This window comes from Vibrio sp. V04_P4A5T148, assembly GCF_963875605.1.
Lineage (GTDB): Bacteria > Pseudomonadota > Gammaproteobacteria > Enterobacterales > Vibrionaceae > Vibrio > Vibrio anguillarum.
In genome coordinates, this window is sequence record NZ_CAWNMS010000069.1 from 38,149 (window position 1) to 57,790 (window position 19,642).

A 19,642-nucleotide genomic window follows, 5' to 3' on the forward strand; every position below is an offset into this window, starting at 1 on the left:
AGCGCGCAAAATTATGACTCTTGATATTTCAAAATACCCAACACTGGCTTTAGCAAATACACCCGATGAACTGCGCAGTCTGCCAAAAGAGGTTCTGCCAACGTTGTGTGATGAATTAAGAAACTACCTTCTTAATTCCGTCAGTCAGTCGAGTGGCCACCTTGCGTCAGGCTTAGGCACGGTTGAATTAACGGTTGCCCTACACTACGTCTATAACACCCCTTTCGATCAGCTGATTTGGGATGTAGGTCACCAAGCTTACCCACACAAAATCTTAACTGGTCGCCGCGAGCAAATGTCGACCATTCGTCAAAAAGATGGTCTTCATCCTTTTCCTTGGCGCGAAGAAAGTGAATATGACACGCTCTCTGTCGGCCACTCGTCCACCTCAATCAGTGCCGCCTTAGGGATGGCGATCAGTGCAGGTAAAGAAGGGAAAAATCGCAAAGTGGTGGGCGTGATTGGTGATGGTGCTATCACAGCAGGTATAGCCTTTGAAGCAATGAACCATGCTGGCGACGTTCATCCGGATATGTTAGTCGTGCTCAACGACAACGAAATGTCTATCTCTGAAAACGTGGGCGCACTGAATAATCATTTAGCGCAACTGCTTTCCGGTAGCCTTTATACCTCGATCCGTGAAGGGGGCAAAAAAGTGCTCTCTGGCATACCGCCTATCAAAGAGCTGGTACGCCGCACAGAAGAGCACTTGAAAGGCATGGTCGTACCCGGCACCTTGTTTGAAGAGCTTGGATTTAACTATATAGGCCCAGTAGATGGCCATGATGTGATTGAACTTATCAAGACATTACGCAACATGCGCGAGCTCAAAGGCCCGCAGTTTTTGCACATCATGACCAAAAAAGGCAAAGGCTATGAGCCCGCCGAAAAAGATCCGATTGGTTACCATGGCGTTCCTAAATTTGACCCGAGCCACACTAGCCTGCCAAAAAGCAGCAATGCTAAACCTACTTTTTCTAAAATCTTTGGCGATTTTTTATGCGACATGGCCGCGCAAGATCCAAAATTAATGGCGATTACACCCGCGATGCGCGAAGGCTCTGGCATGGTTCGCTTTTCAAAAGAGTTCCCACAACAATATTTTGATGTGGCGATTGCTGAGCAACATGCCGTCACCCTTGCGACAGGTATGGCGATTGCGGGAGATCATCCGATAGTGGCGATCTACTCAACCTTTTTACAACGGGGTTATGATCAACTGATCCACGATGTTGCCATCATGAATTTACCCGTTATGTTTGCCATTGACCGCGCAGGGTTAGTCGGAGCTGATGGCCAAACTCATCAAGGTGCGTTTGATTTAAGCTTCATGCGCTGTATTCCCAACATGGTGATCATGGCACCCGCCGATGAAAATGAGTGCCGACAAATGCTCTATACCGGCCATAAACACACAGGGCCAAGCGCAGTGCGTTATCCTCGTGGCAATGGCATGGGAGTCGAAATTCAAACCCAATTTAGTGCGTTAGAGATTGGTAAAGGACGCATTATGCGCCAATGTGACACCGCTATCGCGAATGAAAAAATCGCGATCCTCAACTTTGGTACTTTCCTACCAAACGCGCTTGAAGCAGCCGATAAGCTAAATGCAACAGTAGCTGACATGCGATTTGTTAAGCCCCTTGATGAAACACTCATTCGCCAACTGGCTGCGCAACATGATGTGCTAGTGACCTTGGAAGAGAATGCGATTGCAGGTGGTGCGGGTGCCGGCGTCATTGAATTGATGATGAAAGAGAAAATCCTAAAACCAGTACTCAATTTAGGTTTGCCTGATCAATTCATCGCTCAAGGTACACAAGAAGAGCTGCATGCAGAATTAGGTTTAGATGCCAAAGGCATCGAGCGTTCCATTCAAGAGTATCTAGCGAAGTAGCTCGTTTTTTGTTCGCTGCCGACTTTTATGAACTGAATGTCTTGATGAACTACATCACTTTCAGTTACATCCCAATACTCAAAACCCTCGCATCGCGAGGGTTTTGTTTTTATATCGGCTGGCTCCACTCAAACTGAGTAAACAGCCTTTGCCATACCTCATCAAAACCAGCTTTAAGCACTAATGCTTGGCCAGTAAACGGATGAGTAAAACGTAATTCAGAGGCATGGAGCATCAGACGCTGCGCGTCATAATGATCGCGAAATAGGCGGTTGTGCTTGCCATCACCATGAGTGGTATCACCAATAATCGGATGACTCAAATGGTGCATATGACGACGCAACTGATGTTTACGGCCCGTTTGCGGTTTCATTTCCACCAAACAGTAGCGGCTGGTTGGGAAACGCCCGGTTGAATACGGCACTTCTACTGTCGCTAATGGTTGATAAGCGGTGATCGCTTCTTGGGCTTCTTTATCTTGTTTGGCAAACTTATCGGCAATTTTATCTAGCTCGATTTTGAGTGGGTAATCAAGCACATCCCCTTGTTCAATCCAACCACGCACAATCGCATGGTACGTTTTTTCCATTTGATGGTTGGCAAACATCGGCATCATTTGCGCCGCCACTTCACTGGAGAGCGCAAACACGAGCACGCCAGAAGTTGGCCTATCTAATCGATGTAGGGGAAACACATGCTGGCCAATTTGATCGCGCAGCGTTTGCATCACAAATTGCGTTTCGTGTTTATCTAGCCATGAGCGATGCACCAGCATTCCTGCGGGTTTATTCACGGCGACCAAATCATCGTCCTGATACAGAATATCTAACATGCTTGGCTTACCTCATCAATCAAACGTAGCAGCGCAATCACCTCAGCCAATTCCGCTTGATGTTGCCATGCCTCTTCAAAATAGGGAGTGAGCGAAAACCCTTGAGGAAGCTCTGTTTGCTGCTCAATTGCCAATAACATTTTGGGGATGAAAATCCACTGCAGCCACTGCTCCGGAGTGAGGGTATCGATGGAGAAAGGCTCTGTGCTCATCAATGCGCTTTCGCTTGGCGGCTGAGATTGCCAGCACTGAGTATTGCGTAGCTGAGTTTCTAATTGCTTCAACAGGTGGGTCAGTTCTGTGCTTACTGTCATTATTCACCAAGTTAATTTGCTAAGTGACCTTGAAAATGGGCTATAGAGTACCATTTATTGTTCAAAGAGAGTTATTGATCAAAAATAGTTATTCAAGAACACAAGTTAAGGCCACTTTATCCATGGATACCATTCATACGCTTAGCCAATTGCTCACCAATAGTGGTAGCCAATATCGGATCTTTGATTTAGGAAGACGCATCTGCCCGATTGAAAATACACACTTTTCTCAAGTAGAAAAAGGTCAACAACCGTATCCCTATCCATTGCAGCGTCATGCTCATCTTGCCATCGCGTATTGGAACCAAGCCCAACAACCTTGGATCTGGTTTCTTAAATTCTCTTTGGATGAACGCGGCCTACTCAAACAAGCTGAGATAGGTAACTTCATCAAGTTTGTACTTGAAGCGATGGGGTCACGTTTGCATCAAGACCTCAGCGATGAGCAGCAGCAAAAGCTTGCCAATAACCCTTATACCTTTAAACCGAGCGACGACAAAATGGCAGTATTCCACAGCCAAATACGCGCCCAGTTGAACCTACCATCAAGCCAATATTATGAGCATGCGCAACACTATTTTAGTGGGGATTTAGGCTGGGAAAACTGGCAGACGGTCGGCTTACAAGGCATTACTGATATTTGTGCTCGTTTAAGCAAAGAACAAAATAGCGTGTTACTAAGGAAAGCATTAAACCACCTCCCCGCTCAGCCTTTGTATGCCCTGCTTGGGGCACTCGAACATAGTGCACCGTTGAATGATAAGTTGGCGCTGCGTTTGCAAGAGATGGCAATGTTGCACATCGAAAGCCACGAACCTGATCTGTTCTTACTCTCTGCTTTAATACGAGCCTTATCAGGTGCGAATAATGCACTCACCGCGACCTTGGTTGAACGTATTCTGCAAAGCCCACGCTTGAGCCATCAAGAGATATTAATTGCCATTGCAGGGCGCTCGTGGCATGTATTGTCTAACCCATCACTTGCCGAAACGTTTTTATTACGCTTGGCGCAAACAGGCAATCAAGCCCTCTTTAACCAGCTCTTTGCTGATTTAGTGATGCTGCCAGAACTGCGAATGATACTGCTGCCACTGCTGCATTCTAGCCCTTCGATCGAATTAGCCGATGCCTTAATTCGCTTACAACAAACAACTAAAGCTCAATAACTGGAATGTTTATGCTAGGCGATCTATTGGCTATTTTATTACTCAGCTTGGGCTGCTTTCTTTTCTGGCAACAGCGTCGCCAAGCCGAATTGGCAAAAGCGGCGATCAGTCGAAAATGCGAACAACTCGACTTACAGCTGATCAGCGTGGCTTTTGGACGCCACAAATTCAAAACGCCAGAAGGACTCTGGCGTTGGCATACCGTTTATTGGTTTGAGTTTTCTGCACTAGGTGACGACTGCTACCAAGGTGAATTACAAATGATAGGCTTTAGGCCATCTGCTTTTCATTTGCCGCCTCATCGTATGTAAACTCAAATTCCCAATAAGGGCCAAAAACATCTTCTTTCTCACCCAACAGCTCAAAGCCGAGTTTTTTGAGTACCGCAATAGAGGCATGGTGGCCAATATTAGCAGTGGCTGTAATTTTTTGTCGTTGCAATTGGTAGGCCGCTTTAGGTAAAAAAGCCTTCAATGCCTCAGTTGCAATGCCTTTGCCCCAATACAATTTATCAAACAGAAAACCGAGTTCTGCTCGCTCTTCGTCAAGTTCAATGAACAAATGCCCCATGTATTCGCGGTTATAATTATCTAACACCGCCATTGCGTACAAATGAGGATCATGAAGCACTCGTTGAAAAAGCTGTTTTGCTGAAGCGACCGTTTTAGGGCCATTCATCTGTGCCCGATTTTTGGCGCAACAATTGAGCATCAAAAAATCAGACTCTAACGAATCGGTGTAAGGGAGAAGAAGTGTTCTTCTTGTTACGGTTGTCACGTACAATCCTTGTTAGCCGCAAAATAATACCGAAAGACTCAACTAGGCTCAGGGCAATACGCCTTAGCCCAGATAAAATCTGGTACTCTATTTTTGCAAAGAAGCCGAAAATTAAACCAACCGAACGATGAGGTAATTGATCTAGATTGTTTTTTTGTTGTTATTATTTTGCTGCACTTATCATATGAACTTTTTTTGAAGCAACAACACGCTAAAGCCAGAATGCAAGTAATAAGAAAAGCCTCAACACGCATGTGTCGAGGCTTAAAGTCTTACTCGCAGCAGTCCAGCTACTAAATTGTGTGCTCCATGCATCATCCATAATAGTGGCCAATTCTTCGGCTCATCCTGCATCGCCATCCTAGCGGTGTCCAAACTTTCCATGGTACTAACACTCCGGTCAATACTCATCACTTGTTCCTTGAGCGGTGTCCATAACATCATCCTGATGTTGTCCTGCCTTATCCACAAGGTGTCCATCGCCAATCCATGCAGCTCGCATCCTGCCAACTGTTGTATCCTTACGCTGTCCTAGCATCCTGCGTGGTTATTCTTCGTGAACAACCTTGTCTTCTTCCTGAAGAGACCAAACCTTGGTGCTTTGTAATTCCTTGTCAGAATCCTTCCGACAGGGTTCAATTTACTCGTTTGGCTTTAAGAAACAATCACCTAAAAATATCATTTTAAAAAAAACAACCTAAAGAAATAGATATATTAATTAAAAACAAATAGTTATAAAAAAATCACCACCAAACACTGCGTTAAACACTGTGATTTCTTACAAACAATGTGCGAGATCTCTTACAACACTTCGCCACTTTTGCTCTTGGTAAATAAAAGGTAAGATCACAGCAACTCACAAAAAGGACAACCTATGCTCACAAAAGATGTCACTCAAGAACTAGAAAGCATCTTGACTCTCTTACAACAACAGGGAAAGGAACCGAGTGTGGCCTTAGTAAAGTCACGTCTTAGCACCTCAGTGCCAATGCCAGCCTTGATTGCAACCATCAAAAGTTGGAAAAATGCACACCGAGTTCCCAAAGTAGAAGTGAGCGTTAGTACGGAAAATAGCGCGAACAAGGTAGCCGAACTTGAAACGCAACTAGCCGCTTTGTCAGCCCGAGTAGCAGCCCTAGAGGCACAACTAACCGAGAAGTAATTGAATGATGAAAATTTGGGTGGACGCCGATGCATGTCCGAAAGTAATTCGTGAAACCATTGTCCGCGCAGCCGAAAGGACGGGCGTTGAATGTACTTTTGTGGCCAATCATGTCGTTCCGATTCCGCAACGATCCAACATTCGTTCACTGCAAGTCCCCAGTGGTTTTGATGTTGCCGATAACGAAATCGTCAAACGGGTAGAAGTGGGCGATTTGGTAATTACTTCCGATATTCCGCTGGCCGATGAAGTGATAACCAAAGGTGGCTTGGCACTCAATTCTCGTGGTGAGCTGTATACCAAAGAGACCATCAAGGCGCGCCTCAATATTCGAGATTTTATGGACACTATGCGCTCAAGCGGTATCCAAACTGGCGGACCAAGTGCGCTTTCTCAAACAGAACGGCGCGAATTTGCCAACCATTTGGATCGCATTTTGGCTAAAGCGAACAAATAACCACGTTTTGACGGTTGGACAATCACTAGCCTGTCCAACCGTTCCTCTTCATTAGCGCTGAACCGCCTTAAATCTTGGATTAGTTTTACAAATTACATATAAACGACCGCGTCTTTTGACGATTTGACAATCTGGATGACGTGATTTTGCGCTTTTTAATGAACTTAATACTTTCATAGTTTACTCCTTACCAAACTGAGCAAAGCGACGATTGAAATTCGCCACTCGTCCTTCTTTTTGAACAACTCGCTGCTTACCGGTGTAATACGGATGCGATTCAGACGACACATCTAAGGTGAAATAAGGATAGGTGTTGCCATCTTCCCACTCGATCGTCCGATCAGTTTTTAGCGTTGAACCCACAATAAAATACTTATCCACACTGGTGTCGTGGAAAACCACTTTTTGGTATGGCGGATGAATTCCGTCTTTCATCAATTTCCCCTCACTTAAATTGTTATGTTATAACATGCCAATTAATAATCATTACCAAGAAGAAAAGCAAGCTTAAATGTGATATTTTTCTCAACCAACGTGAAAAAAGACGGATACGGATATGCACACCATTGCTCCGATTGGCACTATTGAAACGCCTTATAAAGAAAAATTTGCCGTTCCTCGCCAACCTCGCTTAGTGGCGAGCGCAAGCGCGAGAGTCAAGCTCATCGGTCACGCTAATTGCTTAGAGTCGGTGCGAGGTATCGAACAATTTAGCCATGTCTGGTTACTTTTTCTGTTTGACCAAAACCTCGATGCTGGTTGGAAACCGACCGTGCGCCCACCGCGCTTAGGCGGAAATGAGCGGATCGGCGTATTTGCTTCACGGGCTACGTTTCGACCTAACGGCATCGGTATGTCTGCCGTTGAATTGAAAGGCGTCACTCAACAAGGTGATCAGGTTTATTTGGAACTAGGCAGCGTAGATTTAGTCGATAACACACCGATCATTGACATCAAACCCTATATTCCCTATTCCGATTCGATAGCCACAGCCGGCGGTGGCTATGCCGAGAGCGAGCCCGACAAGATCGCAGTGACCTTTAGCCAAGCGGCGTTAACGGTACTGAATGCGCGAGCAGATCACGACATGGTTAAAGCCGTCATTGAGCAAGTGCTGGCTCAAGACCCTCGCCCAGCCTATAAAAAACACAAAATCGATTATAAAGAATATGCGGTAAATCTGTTCGATCTGAACGTAAAATTCACTATCGCAAACAACTTAGTCTCAGTAACCGCAATAGAACGCTTTTGACAAAGCCGATTGGCTGATATTATTAGCGGCTTAATTCTAGCCTCTCATTGGAGAGCGCTTTTAACTATCATGAAACGGATACCATAGAATGCGTACCAGTAAATATCTTCTTTCTACTTTGAAGGAGACTCCAAACGACGCAGAAGTCGTGAGCCATCAGCTCATGTTACGTGCAGGTATGATCCGTAAGCTGGCTTCAGGTCTTTATACCTGGCTGCCTACTGGTCTACGTGTGCTGCGTAAAGTCGAAAACATCGTTCGTCAAGAGATCGACAATGCCGGTGCAATCGAAACCTTGATGCCCGTTGTGCAACCGTTTGAACTGTGGGAAGAGACAGGTCGCTCTGAGAAAATGGGCCCTGAGCTACTTCGCTTTACTGACCGCCATACTCGTCCGTTTGTGCTTAGTCCAACAGCAGAAGAAGTGATCACCAGCTTGGTACGCAACGAAGTCAGCTCTTACAAGCAATTGCCGCTGAACCTGTACCAGATTCAAACCAAATTCCGTGATGAGAGACGTCCTCGTTTTGGTGTGATGCGTGCTCGTGAATTCTGCATGATGGATGCCTATAGCTTTGATATTGATAAAGCAGGCTTAGAGAAATCTTACCAAGCGATGCACGAAGCTTACTGTAAAGCCTTCGATCGCATGGGGCTTGATTACCGCCCAGTATTAGCCGACACCGGCGCTATCGGTGGTAACGGCTCTCATGAGTTCCATGTATTGGCTGAAAGTGGTGAAGACATCATCGCCTTCTCAACTGAATCGGATTACGCCGCCAACATCGAAAAAGCAGAAGCCATTGCGCCAGCCGTTGAGCGCGCCGCGCCAACTCAAGAGATGACGCAGGTTGATACGCCAAACGCCAAAACCATCGCTGAATTGGTTGAGCAGCATGGCCTACCGATTGAGAAAACAGTTAAAACACTGTTTGTAAAAGCATCTGATGAGATCGATGCCTCTATCGTGGCACTGATCATCCGTGGTGATCATGAACTCAATGAAATCAAAGCCGAGAAACTCGCTGAAGTTGCCGCTCCGCTAGAAATGGCTAGCGAAGAAGAGATTCGCGCGCTGATTGGCGCAGGCCCAGGCTCTCTTGGCCCTGTTGGTCTTGAATTGCCATTTATCGTTGATCACAGCGTAGCCGTCATGAGCGATTTTGGCGCAGGAGCCAACATCGATGGCAAACACTACTTTGGCATCAACTGGGGCCGTGACGTTGAGCTAGCGAAAGTGGAAGATCTCCGTAACGTCGTTGAAGGCGACCCAAGCCCATGTGGCAAAGGGACACTAATGCTCAAACGCGGTATCGAAGTGGGTCATATTTTCCAATTGGGTACCAACTACTCTGAGAAAATGAACTGTGGCGTTCTTGATTCTAATGGTAAAAACACCATTTTAGAGATGGGTTGTTACGGCATTGGTGTATCACGCGTTGTGGCATCAGCCATTGAGCAAAACAACGATAAATACGGCATCATCTGGCCTGACGCGATCGCGCCTTTCCAAGTGGCGATTGTCCCCATGAACATGCACAAATCAGAGCGCGTCCAACAAGCTGCTGAAAAGCTGTATGCGGAACTGACTGCTGCTGGTATTGAAGTGCTATTTGATGATCGTAAAGAGCGCCCGGGCGTAATGTTCTCAGATATGGAACTGATCGGTGTACCACATACCATCATTATTGGCGATCGCAGTATGGATGAGGGCAACTTCGAATATAAACATCGCCGCAGTGGTGAGAAGTCGGCCGTCGCTATGAATGAAATAGCCTCCTTTATTAATGCTCAAATCGCCTAATAAAGTGTGTTATTGAAAAGGTTGCCTAAATGGCAACCTTTTTTATTTCTACAATTAGATCGGCAAGTGAACGCTTAAAGTTTCATCACATGCAATCAGAGCTTGCGCAAACGCAAGTTCTGATTTTGTCTTTGCCAAACGTAATGTGTATATTGAGAGCCATTATCATTAGTTAGGATTTAATCTATGCAAGTTTACGGTTGTTGTGAATTAGTGCGCGAGCTTTATGCGCAGATAGGCAGTGGTGATCAAGCTTATATTCCTCAAGCAATCTCCTGCGCCATCAAAACCTTGAATGATGTCGCAGCAGACGAATCGCTGCCAAAAGCGGTTCGAGAGCAAGCAGCCTTTGCGGCAGCTAACTTGCTGATTTCTGATTTCGAGGATAAGTGATGAATTTAGCCAATTTTGCCACAATGGATCCAATCATGCTGATGAGCATCATCAATATGAAGCTACGTGATGATTTTAATGGCGATCTTGATAAGCTGGCGGATGACTTTGATATCGATCGCGCGGCATTAGAGGCTCGCTTAGCCAGTGCTGGTTTTGAGTTTTTACCGCAAATCGGTCAATTTCGTTAAGGCATAAAAAACCCGCTAATTTAAAGCGGGTTTTCGTTCAAATAACCGTTCTTAAAGCGCAGCACTCAGATTTTTGTACTAAGCTTTTTTCTCTTTTCTTGCCAGAGCCTTACGCTCATTGCGTTTCGCTTGGTTCTCAATAAAGCCACTGAGCTCTTTTTCCGCCCAAGCTTGTGCTTGTGCTTCGCTTTCAAAACCCATTTCGCGCTTTGAAACAACACTTCTGCGAGAGGTCACTTGACGTACGATTTCCGCCGCCCAACCATTGCGCTTTTCAGTCACTTTGATGGTAAATTTTTTACTTTCTGACATTTTCGTTTTCCTAAGGGAATAATAAGGGATTACTCATCAACGTTTGTCGCGCGCCATTATATTATATGGCGGCGGATGTTGAACACCATCCCTTGGTAAGCGCGGCATTAGAGCACAAATCACAATTTTTTTCTGCATTTTTTACAAAAAATTCATCCTCAAAGTAAACAAAAAGCCGCTGAGTTGCAGCGGCTGGAATAACAAGACTAAGTCGTTTCTCTCACTGGCGACAAGGTGAGTTACCCTAAGTTCTTACGTGCATTTTGGAACATACGCATCCATGGGCTGTTTTCACCCCAAGAGTCAGGATGCCAAGAGTTCGCTACCGTACGGAACACGCGCTCTGGGTGCGGCATCATGATCGTCACACGACCATCTTGAGTCGTTAAGCCTGTAATCGCATTGGGTGAACCATTTGGGTTGTTCGGATATTGCTGCGTGGCATGGCCGTTGTTATCCACAAAACGCAGCGCAACGGTGCCCGATTGTTCAATCGCCGCTAAATGTGCCGTATCACGTACTTCAACGCGCCCTTCGCCATGCGAAACCGCAATCGGCATGCGCGAGCCAACCATCTCATTGAAAAACAGTGAATCAGATTGCTGCACTTCCACTAAGCTAAAGCGCGCTTCAAAACGCTCTGATTCATTGCGCACAAAACGCGGCCATAAATCCGCGCCGGGGATTAACTCTTTCAAATTCGACAGCATTTGACAGCCGTTACACACCCCTAGCGAGAAAGTATCTTCACGTTGGAAGAAACGTTGGAACTGTTCACGAGCTTGTACATTAAACAGCACTGATTTCGCCCAGCCTTCGCCCGCGCCCAATACGTCACCATAAGAGAACCCACCACATGCGACGAGGCCTTGGTACTCTTCAAGCACCGCTTGACCCGTTAAGATGTCGCTCATGTGTATATCGGTTGTTTCAAAGCCTGCGCGATCAAACGCTGCCGCCATTTCAACGTGTGAGTTAACCCCTTGCTCGCGCAAAATAGCCATTTTTGGCTTCACGCCTTTAGCAATATACGGTGCTGCAACATCTTGTTGCACGTCAAAGCTCAAACTGACGTTAAGACCTTTATCACTGTTATCTTGTTTTGCTGCAAACTCTTGGTCCGCGCACTGCGGGTTATCGCGCAGCGCTTGCATCTTATGCGTGGTTTCAGCCCAGATGGTGCGAAGTTCGGTGCGGTTACGCACCACAATAGATTGCTCACCAGCGGTAATGGCTAGCTCATCAGAAGCCTCAACACGACCGATAACGTGTGAACACGCTTGTAAACCATGCGCCGTTAGCGTCGAAAGCACCGTATCCAAGTCATGGTGACGAACTTGAATGACTGCGCCCAGCTCTTCATTAAATAACGCGGCCAATGCATCATCACCCAGCGCGGCAATATCGGCTTTCACGCCACAATGACCAGCAAAGGCCATTTCAGCTAGAGTGACGAATAAACCACCGTCACCTTTATCGTGATAGGCGATAATCTGCTGATTGGCGACCAAGGTTTGGATCGCCTCATAGAAGGCTTTAAGCTGCGCCGCATTATCTACGTCTGCGGGTTTATCACCCAACTGTTTGTAGACTTGTGCTAACGCCGTTGCGCCCAAGCGATTCTTACCATTACCTAAATCAATCAAAACCAGGGCGGTTTCACCCTTATCGGTTCTTAACTGAGGGGTGATGGTGTTACGCACATCTTCAACACGAGCAAATGCCGTGATCACCAATGATAGCGGAGAGGTCACTTCTTTTTGTTCGCCATTCTCATCCCACTTGGTCTTCATCGACATCGAATCTTTACCCACAGGGATAGTCAGGCCGAGCGCAGGACAAAGCTCTTCACCGACCGCTTTTACTGCCTCATACAAACCAGCATCTTCACCTGGGTGACCCGCTGGTGACATCCAGTTCGCCGACAACTTAATGTGTTTGATATCACCGATATGGGTAGCGGCAATGTTGGTGATCGCTTCGCCCACGGCTAAGCGTGCCGATGCCCCAAAATCCAGCAAGGCAACTGGCGTGCGCTCCCCCATCGACATCGCTTCGCCATGGTAAGTATCATAACTTGCCGCGGTAACCGCGCAGTTTGCTACTGGCACTTGCCATGGACCAACCATTTGGTCACGAGCAACCAAGCCAGTGACGGTTCGGTCACCAATGGTGATGAGGAAGGTTTTTTCTGCAACCGCAGGGAGACGCAGTATACGATCAATCGCTTCGTTCAATTCGATATCACGGCGATCAAGTGCTGGATTATTAACTTTCAGCGTCTTCACATCACGATACATTTTAGGTGTTTTGCCAAGCAATACGTCCATCGGCATATCAATTGGCGTATTGTCGAAATGTGAATCTTCCAATTTCAGTTCACGCTCTTCAGTGGCAATGCCCACAACAGCATAAGGCGCGCGCTCACGTTGGCAAATGGCGTCAAAGCGCGCCATGTTTTCTGGCGCTACAGCCAGTACGTAACGCTCTTGTGATTCATTACACCAAATTTCAAGCGGGCTCATTCCCGGCTCATCGTTAGGTACATCACGCAGTTGGAAAATACCGCCACGTTCACCATCATCAACAAGCTCAGGCAATGCGTTTGAGATACCACCAGCGCCCACATCATGGATAAAGGCGATCGGATTCGCCTCACCGAGTTGCCAGCAGCGATCAATCACCTCTTGGCAGCGACGTTCCATCTCTGGGTTTTCACGCTGTACCGACGCAAAATCAAGATCTTCCGCAGATTGACCAGATGCCATCGAAGAAGCGGCGCCCCCACCAAGGCCAATGTTCATTGCCGGACCACCAAGCACAATTAAGCTCGCGCCAACAGGGATCTCTTTTTTCTGCACATGCTCGTCGCGGATATTCCCCATCCCACCAGCAATCATGATTGGTTTGTGATAACCACGCACTTCTTCACCTGCGTGAGAGTTAACTTTCTCTTCGTAAGTACGGAAGTAACCTAACAAGTTGGGACGACCAAATTCGTTGTTAAAAGCCGCGCCACCGAGCGGGCCTTCCAGCATAATATCAAGTGCCGTGACAATGCGCCCCGGTTTACCAAAATCCGTTTCCCAAGGCTGCACAAAATTAGGAATACGCAAGTTTGAAGTAGTAAAACCGACTAACCCTGCTTTAGGCTTTCCACCAATCCCCGTTGCACCTTCGTCACGAATTTCACCACCGGAACCCGTTGAAGCGCCCGGCCAAGGAGCAATCGCCGTCGGGTGGTTGTGTGTTTCCACCTTCATTAAAATATGCGCTTTTTCATGGTGATAACCATATTGGCGTGTCTCTGGATCAGGGAAAAAACGCCCAACGTCTGAACCCACCATGACGGCGGCATTATCTTTATAGGCAGACAGCACGTGATCAGGAGTCACTTCATAAGTGTTTTTGATCATCTTAAACAGCGATTTATCTTGCTTAACGCCATCAATAGTCCAATCGGCATTGAAGATTTTATGGCGACAATGCTCAGAGTTTGCTTGAGCAAACATCATTAATTCGATATCGGTTGGATTACGCTCAAGCTTAGTGACGAAGCTTTCGAACAAATAATCAATTTCATCGTCAGCCAATGCAAGCCCAAGGGTAACGTTTGCTTTTTCAAGCGCTGAGCGGCCGCCATTCAGCAAGTCGACGTACGCTACGGGAGCAGGTTCAGCGACTTTAAACAGTGAGGTTGCTGATTCGAAATCGGTAAACACGACTTCCATCATTCGGTCGTACAGCAGGGAATAAAGCGTAACAAGTTGCGGTTGAGAAAGTTCGCGATCTAATTCGATGTAGTAAGCCGTGCCTCGCTCTAAGCGCTTCACCTCATTCAAACCACAGTTATGCGCAATATCCGTCGCTTTGGAAGACCAAGGCGAGATGGTTCCAGGGCGAGGAGCGACCAGTAAAAGAAGACCTTGTGGCTCATGTTCTTGAATCGTTGGGCCATAAGTGAGTAGTTTCTCTAATTTTTCAAGGGATTGAGCGTCTAAATCCGCAGAGAGATCAGCAAAATGCATGAACTCCGCGTAAATACCCGATACAGGCAGTTGCTGTTCACGACAAAGTTCAACGAGTTTGTTAACACGAAACTCAGAAAGCGCTGGGGAGCCACGCAAAATTCTCATGTGCTTAGGTCTCTTATACAGTGGGTTGAGGTGTAATTGGAATGAATTCAAAATCATTAAAATACAATAAGTTAATAAAAAAAACTGAATACATACCAATTTCACCTCGTGATTTCGAACGCATTATAAAGGAATTCTTTTTGTGACGTAACACTGAAAGCAACCGTTTGCGTCATTTTTTTTGTCAAATTTGAAATACAGCCACATTAGCGTGGTCGCCGACACTTTTTCATCCGTTTTTGATCTGAAACTTTGCCAATATGGCCGCCTTTGATATAAAGGCAGTAATTGATGTAAGAGATCGCTCATAAATGCCAAAGTATTATCTGATTCAGCTTCATCGCTCATTGTCCATTTTCCTACTCACTCTTTTTGTAGTCGGTTGCCAAATCGATTCAGATCCTAAAAGCGAGCTTGACCATATTCGTGAACGTGGCGTATTGCGAGTGGGTACGTTGAACAATCAACTCTCCTACTACATTGGCCCAGATGGCCCTGCAGGGCTGGACTACGAACTAGCACGCGAATTTGCCAATCAGCTTGGGGTTAAATTGGAGATGAAACCCGCTTATCGGTTATCGAGTCTCTTTCCTGCACTGAAAAATGGGGAAATCGACGTTATTGCAGCAGGATTAAGCCAGTCCAACCAACATCTGAATGAGTTCAGAACAGGGCCCGCTTATTACTATGTCAGCCAACAAGTGGTCTATAAAAAAGGCAACTGGCGTCCAAGAAATTTAAAACAATTACTGGAAAAACAACCGGAACTGATTGCTGGTCATGAAGGTGACAGCGTTTTTTCTATCGTGAATGAATCCCACTTTGAAAATACGCTCAGCGACATTAAACAGATCCACCCAGAGTTTCAGTACAATGTGAATAATAACGCCGACGTTAACGACCTTTTAAAACAAGTTTCGAATGGCGAACTGCTGTTTACCATGGCTGATTCGGTCGAAGTCTCGCTTTCGCAGCGAATCTACCCTGACTTAGCCATCGCCTTTGAATTAACTGAAGATCAGCCCATCGCTTGGTATATGCGTCGTTCTGAAGATGAAAGCTTATACGCCTTGATGATTGAGTTTTTTGGCAACCTTAAACAATCTGGCCAACTAGCAGCCTTGGAAGAGAAATATATTGGTCACGTGGGCACGTTTGATTATGTCGATACGCGCGCCTTTATTAGAGCACTAGATGTCCGCTTACCAAAATGGGCCCCTCTTTTCCAACAATATTCTGACGAATTTGATTGGCGATTGATTGCCGCCTTAGCTTATCAAGAATCCCACTGGAATCCCTTGGCTAAATCTCCCACGGGAGTGCGCGGTATGATGATGCTAACCCTCCCGACGGCTAAAAGTGTTGGTGTAACCAATCGGCTCGATCCGGAACAATCGATCCGTGGTGGTGTCGAATACCTACGTCGGATGGTGCAACGTATACCAGACTCGATCCCAGAACATGAGAAAATTTGGTTTGCTCTTGCTTCCTATAACGTCGGCTATGGGCATATGATGGATGCAAGACGCTTAACCAAGCAACAAGGTGCGAACCCTGATTCATGGACTGAAGTCAAAGAACGCCTCCCTCAACTGAGACAAAAGAAATACTTCAGCCAGACTCGATATGGCTACGCGCGAGGTGACGAAGCCAAGGCCTACGTTGAAAATATTCGTCGCTATTATCAAAGTATTATTGGCCATGTTGATCAACAAAAGCAGATAGACAATAGTTCAGGTACTGATGATTTGGTTGTGATCAGTATTGAGGAGGAGGAGGCCGCGTTGGAAGCTATGGAATCGGCCGATGAGGCGCAAGATAATCAGTATCTCGACCCCGTAGCTCAATAAGCATAATAATAGCTAAATCTTCCACATTGAACGAAAATTGCACACTTGATTTCCAAGTGTGCAGCCCATACATCAAAACGTGAAAAAGATCGTTTCCTAAGTTTCATATTATGGTAACAATCCTGCACTATAAAGGCAGATTAAGATTGTTATAAGGCACCCTAAACCATTAGGGATCATTGTCAAAACTCAGCAGTAGGAGGTTGTTTATGCTTAAACGTAAAAAGCTATCAAAACACCTTAATAAAACGGTGGCAGCGAACCGTCGTAAGCGTATGTTATCCAATAATAAAAAGAAAATTATCTGGCGTAACCGTGCATTTATGCAATTAATCTCTGCTTAACCTTCAGCGGCAAACATCTACTCAAAGTGGATGTTTGCTAAAGCCCATCACTCTGTTGCTTATTCCGCTGTTTTTCCGCCTGTATCTCTGCGCGTCTTCGTCTAAAAAAAGATTGCAGTTGCTCCCGACACTCCTCTTCTAACAATCCTTTATCGACCGTCGCGTAATGATAGGAGGCTTGGCTTTCAAATAAATTCAGCACCGTACCGGCCGCCCCAGCTTTGAGATCTGGAGCGCCAAAGACAATCCTTTTGACTCGGCTATGCAGCAGTGCGCCTGCGCACATTGGACAGGGCTCTAAAGTGACGTATAAGGTAGTATCAAGCAAACGATAATTTTGTAACCGTTGACCTGCTTGACGCAAAGCCTGAATTTCAGCGTGCGCTGTCGCATCATGTTGACCAATAGAGGCATTCCAACCTTCAGCAATAATTTCGCCATCTTTAACAAGCACAGCGCCCACAGGCACTTCACCTGCTTGTTCTGCAAGATTGGCAAGCGCGATGGCTCGGCGCATAAACTTTTGATCTTGAACGGTAAACTGTGTATTCATATATCCTATTTTCTCTTTCACTAGCCTTTGCCGTTAGCGGACGATAGCCGTTCTGCCAGAAAATCCACCAGCAGCCTAACTTTTGAGGACAAATGGCGATTTTGTGGGTATAAGGCCCATACACCTTCACGATCATCTCGGTACTGATGTAGCACTTCTTGCAACTCACCCGAGAGCAAATACGGCTCTACATAATAGTCGGGCAATTGTACGATTCCAATCCCTTGCAACGCGGCATTCAATAACGCCACACCGCTGTTGCATTTAATTTTTCCTTTAACACCGATTTCACGAGAGCGTTGCTGATCCTTAAATCGCCAATAGTTCATAGTGCCTTGTAAACATTGGTGATGAACCAACTCTGACAATGAATAGGGGGTGCCATATTTCACCAAATAGTCAGGGCTAGCGCAGACAAACAGTTGTCGGTTGGATAACTTTTTGCCAATAAAACTCGAATCATCTAACTGACCTAATCGTACGGCGACATCAATTCCTTCCGCAATCAGATCCAATTTTTGGTTAGTGAGTATCAGTTCCAACTCCAATTGAGGATGTAACTGTAAAAACTCATGCAGCAAAGGCGCGACTTTCTGCTCACCATAAGTCACCGGAGCGGTCACTTTCAGTAAACCTGACGGCGTTTGCTGCATCTGCGTGACAGCAAGATCAGCCTGCGCTAAGCCTTCAACCAATTGCCGACACTGATGATAATAGAGTTGACCCGCTTCGGTCAGGGAGACTCGCCGCGTGGTACGTTGCAACAACTTTACCGCCAAGCGCTCTTCTAATAGCGCAATACGTCGGCTGACATTCGCTACTGATGTCGATAGTTTGTGCGCTGCTGCGGTAAAACTTCCAGTTTCAGCCACCGCAACAAATTCATGAATGCCTTCCCAACTCGCCATCTTAATTATTACTGATAAGTAAAAGTGATTCTTATTTTAGACCGATTATCAAATTTCAAGAAGGGAATATACTGTCACTCTCCCCAACTCACTTAAAACTTCAAGCCATGTGCAAAGGAAAATCTTATGTCATCACATCAATTCATTAAATCTCGCGCGGCGATTGCGTGGGGGCCAAATCAACCACTAAAAGTCGAGGAGGTTGACGTTATGTTGCCCCAAAAAGGCGAAGTGTTGGTGCGTATTATTGCGAGCGGCGTTTGTCATACCGATGCCTTTACGCTATCGGGTGAAGACCCTGAAGGGATTTTTCCGGTTATCCTCGGCCACGAAGGCGGCGGTATCGTTGAGAGGATTGGTGAAGGGGTAACCAGCGTCAAGGTAGGAGATCATGTCATTCCCTTGTACACCGCAGAGTGTGGTGAATGCAAATTCTGTAAATCAGGTAAAACTAACCTGTGCCAAGCAGTACGTGAAACGCAAGGAAAAGGATTAATGCCTGATGGCACTACACGTTTCTATAAAGACGGCCAACCCATTTTCCATTATATGGGTTGCTCCACCTTTTCTGAGTATACCGTGTTGCCAGAAATTTCCTTGGCTAAGGTCAATAAAGCGGCGCCATTAGAAGAGGTCTGCTTGCTCGGTTGTGGTGTCACAACGGGCATGGGCGCGGTGCTCAATACGGCCAAAGTTAAAAAAAGTGATACTGTGGCCATCTTTGGCCTAGGCGGCATCGGGCTTTCCGCCATTATTGGCGCAAAAATGGCCGGTGCCAGCCGTATTATTGGCATTGATATCAATGAGAGTAAGTTTGAGCTTGCTACTCAGCTTGGTGCAACGGACTGCCTGAACCCGAAAACTCTGACTAAGCCAATCCAAGAAGTGATTATTGAGATGACTGATGGCGGTGTTGATTTTTCTTTTGAGTGCATCGGTAACGTCAATGTGATGCGCCAAGCATTGGAATGCTGTCATAAAGGCTGGGGAGAATCGGTCATTATTGGTGTGGCTGGCGCGGGCCAAGAAATATCAACTCGCCCTTTCCAATTAGTGACGGGCCGAGTATGGCGTGGTAGTGCATTTGGCGGCGTAAAAGGCCGCTCGGAACTGCCACACATTGTCGAGCGCTATCTGGCTGGCGAATTTGGTTTGCAAGAGTTTATTACCCATACCATGGGTTTAGAGGATATAAACCAAGCCTTTGATTTAATGCATAAAGGTGAAAGTATTCGTTCTGTGATTCATTTTGACCAATAAGCTTTAATAACCAGCCCTTTTTTCTTAAAGGGCT

Annotated in this window: 21 protein-coding genes; 12 read left to right on the top strand and 9 right to left on the bottom strand. The window is 46.2% G+C overall.

The annotated features are described in order from the left end of the window. Positions 1–13 precede the first annotated feature (13 nt). Positions 14–1,897 (top strand): 1-deoxy-D-xylulose-5-phosphate synthase, encoded by a 1,884-nt coding sequence (dxs, locus tag AACT18_RS14170; protein WP_094125079.1) that lies wholly within the window; start codon positions 14–16, stop codon positions 1,895–1,897. 109 nt (positions 1,898–2,006) lie between these two features. Here the strand turns inward: dxs and truC are convergent, their stop codons facing one another. Both truC and AACT18_RS14180 read right to left on the bottom strand, forming a co-directional pair. Further along, positions 2,007–2,729, bottom strand: coding sequence for a tRNA pseudouridine(65) synthase TruC (gene truC, locus AACT18_RS14175; RefSeq protein ID WP_094125080.1), 723 nt, complete (start codon positions 2,727–2,729; stop codon positions 2,007–2,009). Continuing rightward, entirely contained in the window at positions 2,723–3,043 is a 321-nt protein-coding gene (locus AACT18_RS14180) for a YqcC family protein (protein WP_094125081.1), read from the bottom strand. The genes truC and AACT18_RS14180 overlap by 7 nt, the downstream gene beginning before the upstream one ends. A 122-nt stretch (positions 3,044–3,165) precedes the next feature. Here AACT18_RS14180 and AACT18_RS14185 point away from each other — a divergent pair, with 122 nt between their 5' ends. Together AACT18_RS14185 and AACT18_RS14190 are read left to right on the top strand one after the other, a co-directional pair. After that, positions 3,166–4,209 carry a DUF3549 family protein gene (locus AACT18_RS14185; RefSeq protein ID WP_094125083.1) on the top strand — a complete coding sequence of 348 codons (1,044 nt, stop codon included), beginning with the start codon at positions 3,166–3,168 and terminating at the stop codon, positions 4,207–4,209. A gap of 11 nt (positions 4,210–4,220) precedes the next feature. Next, the gene (locus AACT18_RS14190) at positions 4,221–4,520 is read left to right on the top strand and encodes a DUF3301 domain-containing protein (RefSeq protein ID WP_017045584.1); all 300 of its coding nucleotides are present in this window, start codon (positions 4,221–4,223) and stop codon (positions 4,518–4,520) included. Here AACT18_RS14190 and AACT18_RS14195 read toward each other — a convergent pair. Continuing rightward, a complete protein-coding gene (locus AACT18_RS14195; protein ID WP_013857407.1) occupies positions 4,480–4,992 on the bottom strand; it encodes a GNAT family N-acetyltransferase in 513 nt (170 codons plus the stop codon). The two genes, AACT18_RS14190 and AACT18_RS14195, sit on opposite strands and share 41 nt — an antisense overlap. Positions 4,993–5,860: 868 nt before the next feature. Between AACT18_RS14195 and AACT18_RS14200 the strand changes: the two genes are divergently transcribed. Further along, complete coding sequence (locus AACT18_RS14200; RefSeq protein WP_013857408.1) at positions 5,861–6,148, top strand: hypothetical protein; 288 nt, start codon at positions 5,861–5,863, stop codon at positions 6,146–6,148. Positions 6,149–6,155: 7 nt separating this feature from the next. After that, positions 6,156–6,605 (top strand): YaiI/YqxD family protein, encoded by a 450-nt coding sequence (locus AACT18_RS14205; protein WP_026027673.1) that lies wholly within the window; start codon positions 6,156–6,158, stop codon positions 6,603–6,605. Between the two features lie 51 nt (positions 6,606–6,656). On the opposite strand, the gene ykgO is transcribed toward AACT18_RS14205, so the two are convergent. Further along, positions 6,657–6,782 carry a type B 50S ribosomal protein L36 gene (ykgO, locus tag AACT18_RS14210; protein ID WP_010319082.1) on the bottom strand — a complete coding sequence of 42 codons (126 nt, stop codon included), beginning with the start codon at positions 6,780–6,782 and terminating at the stop codon, positions 6,657–6,659. 3 nt (positions 6,783–6,785) lie between these two features. Further along, positions 6,786–7,040 (bottom strand): type B 50S ribosomal protein L31, encoded by a 255-nt coding sequence (locus AACT18_RS14215; RefSeq protein ID WP_010319081.1) that lies wholly within the window; start codon positions 7,038–7,040, stop codon positions 6,786–6,788. A gap of 121 nt (positions 7,041–7,161) precedes the next feature. On the opposite strand from AACT18_RS14215, the gene tsaA reads away from it, so the two are divergent. From tsaA to AACT18_RS14235, 4 genes are all read left to right on the top strand, one after another. Then, a complete protein-coding gene (tsaA, locus tag AACT18_RS14220) occupies positions 7,162–7,857 on the top strand; it encodes a tRNA (N6-threonylcarbamoyladenosine(37)-N6)-methyltransferase TrmO (RefSeq protein WP_094143050.1) in 696 nt (231 codons plus the stop codon). An 88-nt stretch (positions 7,858–7,945) separates the two neighbouring features. After that, positions 7,946–9,661 carry a proline--tRNA ligase gene (locus AACT18_RS14225; RefSeq protein ID WP_094124585.1) on the top strand — a complete coding sequence of 572 codons (1,716 nt, stop codon included), beginning with the start codon at positions 7,946–7,948 and terminating at the stop codon, positions 9,659–9,661. A gap of 186 nt (positions 9,662–9,847) precedes the next feature. Continuing rightward, a complete protein-coding gene (locus AACT18_RS14230; RefSeq protein WP_010319078.1) occupies positions 9,848–10,054 on the top strand; it encodes a YaeP family protein in 207 nt (68 codons plus the stop codon). Next, entirely contained in the window at positions 10,054–10,245 is a 192-nt protein-coding gene (locus tag AACT18_RS14235; protein ID WP_026028112.1) for a DUF4250 domain-containing protein, read from the top strand. Before AACT18_RS14230 ends, AACT18_RS14235 begins: the two co-directional genes overlap by 1 nt. A 78-nt stretch (positions 10,246–10,323) precedes the next feature. On the opposite strand, the gene AACT18_RS14240 is transcribed toward AACT18_RS14235, so the two are convergent. Continuing rightward, a complete protein-coding gene (locus AACT18_RS14240; protein WP_010319076.1) occupies positions 10,324–10,557 on the bottom strand; it encodes a DUF3622 domain-containing protein in 234 nt (77 codons plus the stop codon). Between the two features lie 239 nt (positions 10,558–10,796). Then, positions 10,797–14,693, bottom strand: coding sequence for a phosphoribosylformylglycinamidine synthase (gene purL, locus AACT18_RS14245; RefSeq protein WP_094124584.1), 3,897 nt, complete (start codon positions 14,691–14,693; stop codon positions 10,797–10,799). Between the two features lie 311 nt (positions 14,694–15,004). Between purL and mltF the strand changes: the two genes are divergently transcribed. After that, the gene (gene mltF / locus AACT18_RS14250; RefSeq protein WP_094124582.1) at positions 15,005–16,543 is read left to right on the top strand and encodes a membrane-bound lytic murein transglycosylase MltF; all 1,539 of its coding nucleotides are present in this window, start codon (positions 15,005–15,007) and stop codon (positions 16,541–16,543) included. Between the two features lie 209 nt (positions 16,544–16,752). Beyond that, positions 16,753–16,887: a hypothetical protein gene (locus AACT18_RS14255; RefSeq protein WP_254917022.1), complete on the top strand. Its 135-nt coding sequence runs from the start codon at positions 16,753–16,755 to the stop codon at positions 16,885–16,887. Positions 16,888–16,924: 37 nt separating this feature from the next. On the opposite strand, the gene tadA is transcribed toward AACT18_RS14255, so the two are convergent. Further along, on the bottom strand, positions 16,925–17,440 hold the full coding sequence (gene tadA, locus AACT18_RS14260; RefSeq protein ID WP_170888572.1) for a tRNA adenosine(34) deaminase TadA: 516 nt from the start codon (positions 17,438–17,440) through the stop codon (positions 16,925–16,927). A gap of 20 nt (positions 17,441–17,460) precedes the next feature. Then, positions 17,461–18,348: a LysR family transcriptional regulator gene (locus tag AACT18_RS14265; RefSeq protein WP_017045589.1), complete on the bottom strand. Its 888-nt coding sequence runs from the start codon at positions 18,346–18,348 to the stop codon at positions 17,461–17,463. Positions 18,349–18,474: 126 nt separating this feature from the next. Here AACT18_RS14265 and AACT18_RS14270 point away from each other — a divergent pair, with 126 nt between their 5' ends. Then, a complete protein-coding gene (locus AACT18_RS14270) occupies positions 18,475–19,608 on the top strand; it encodes an S-(hydroxymethyl)glutathione dehydrogenase/class III alcohol dehydrogenase (RefSeq protein ID WP_094124935.1) in 1,134 nt (377 codons plus the stop codon). The last annotated feature ends 34 nt before the right edge of the window (positions 19,609–19,642 follow it).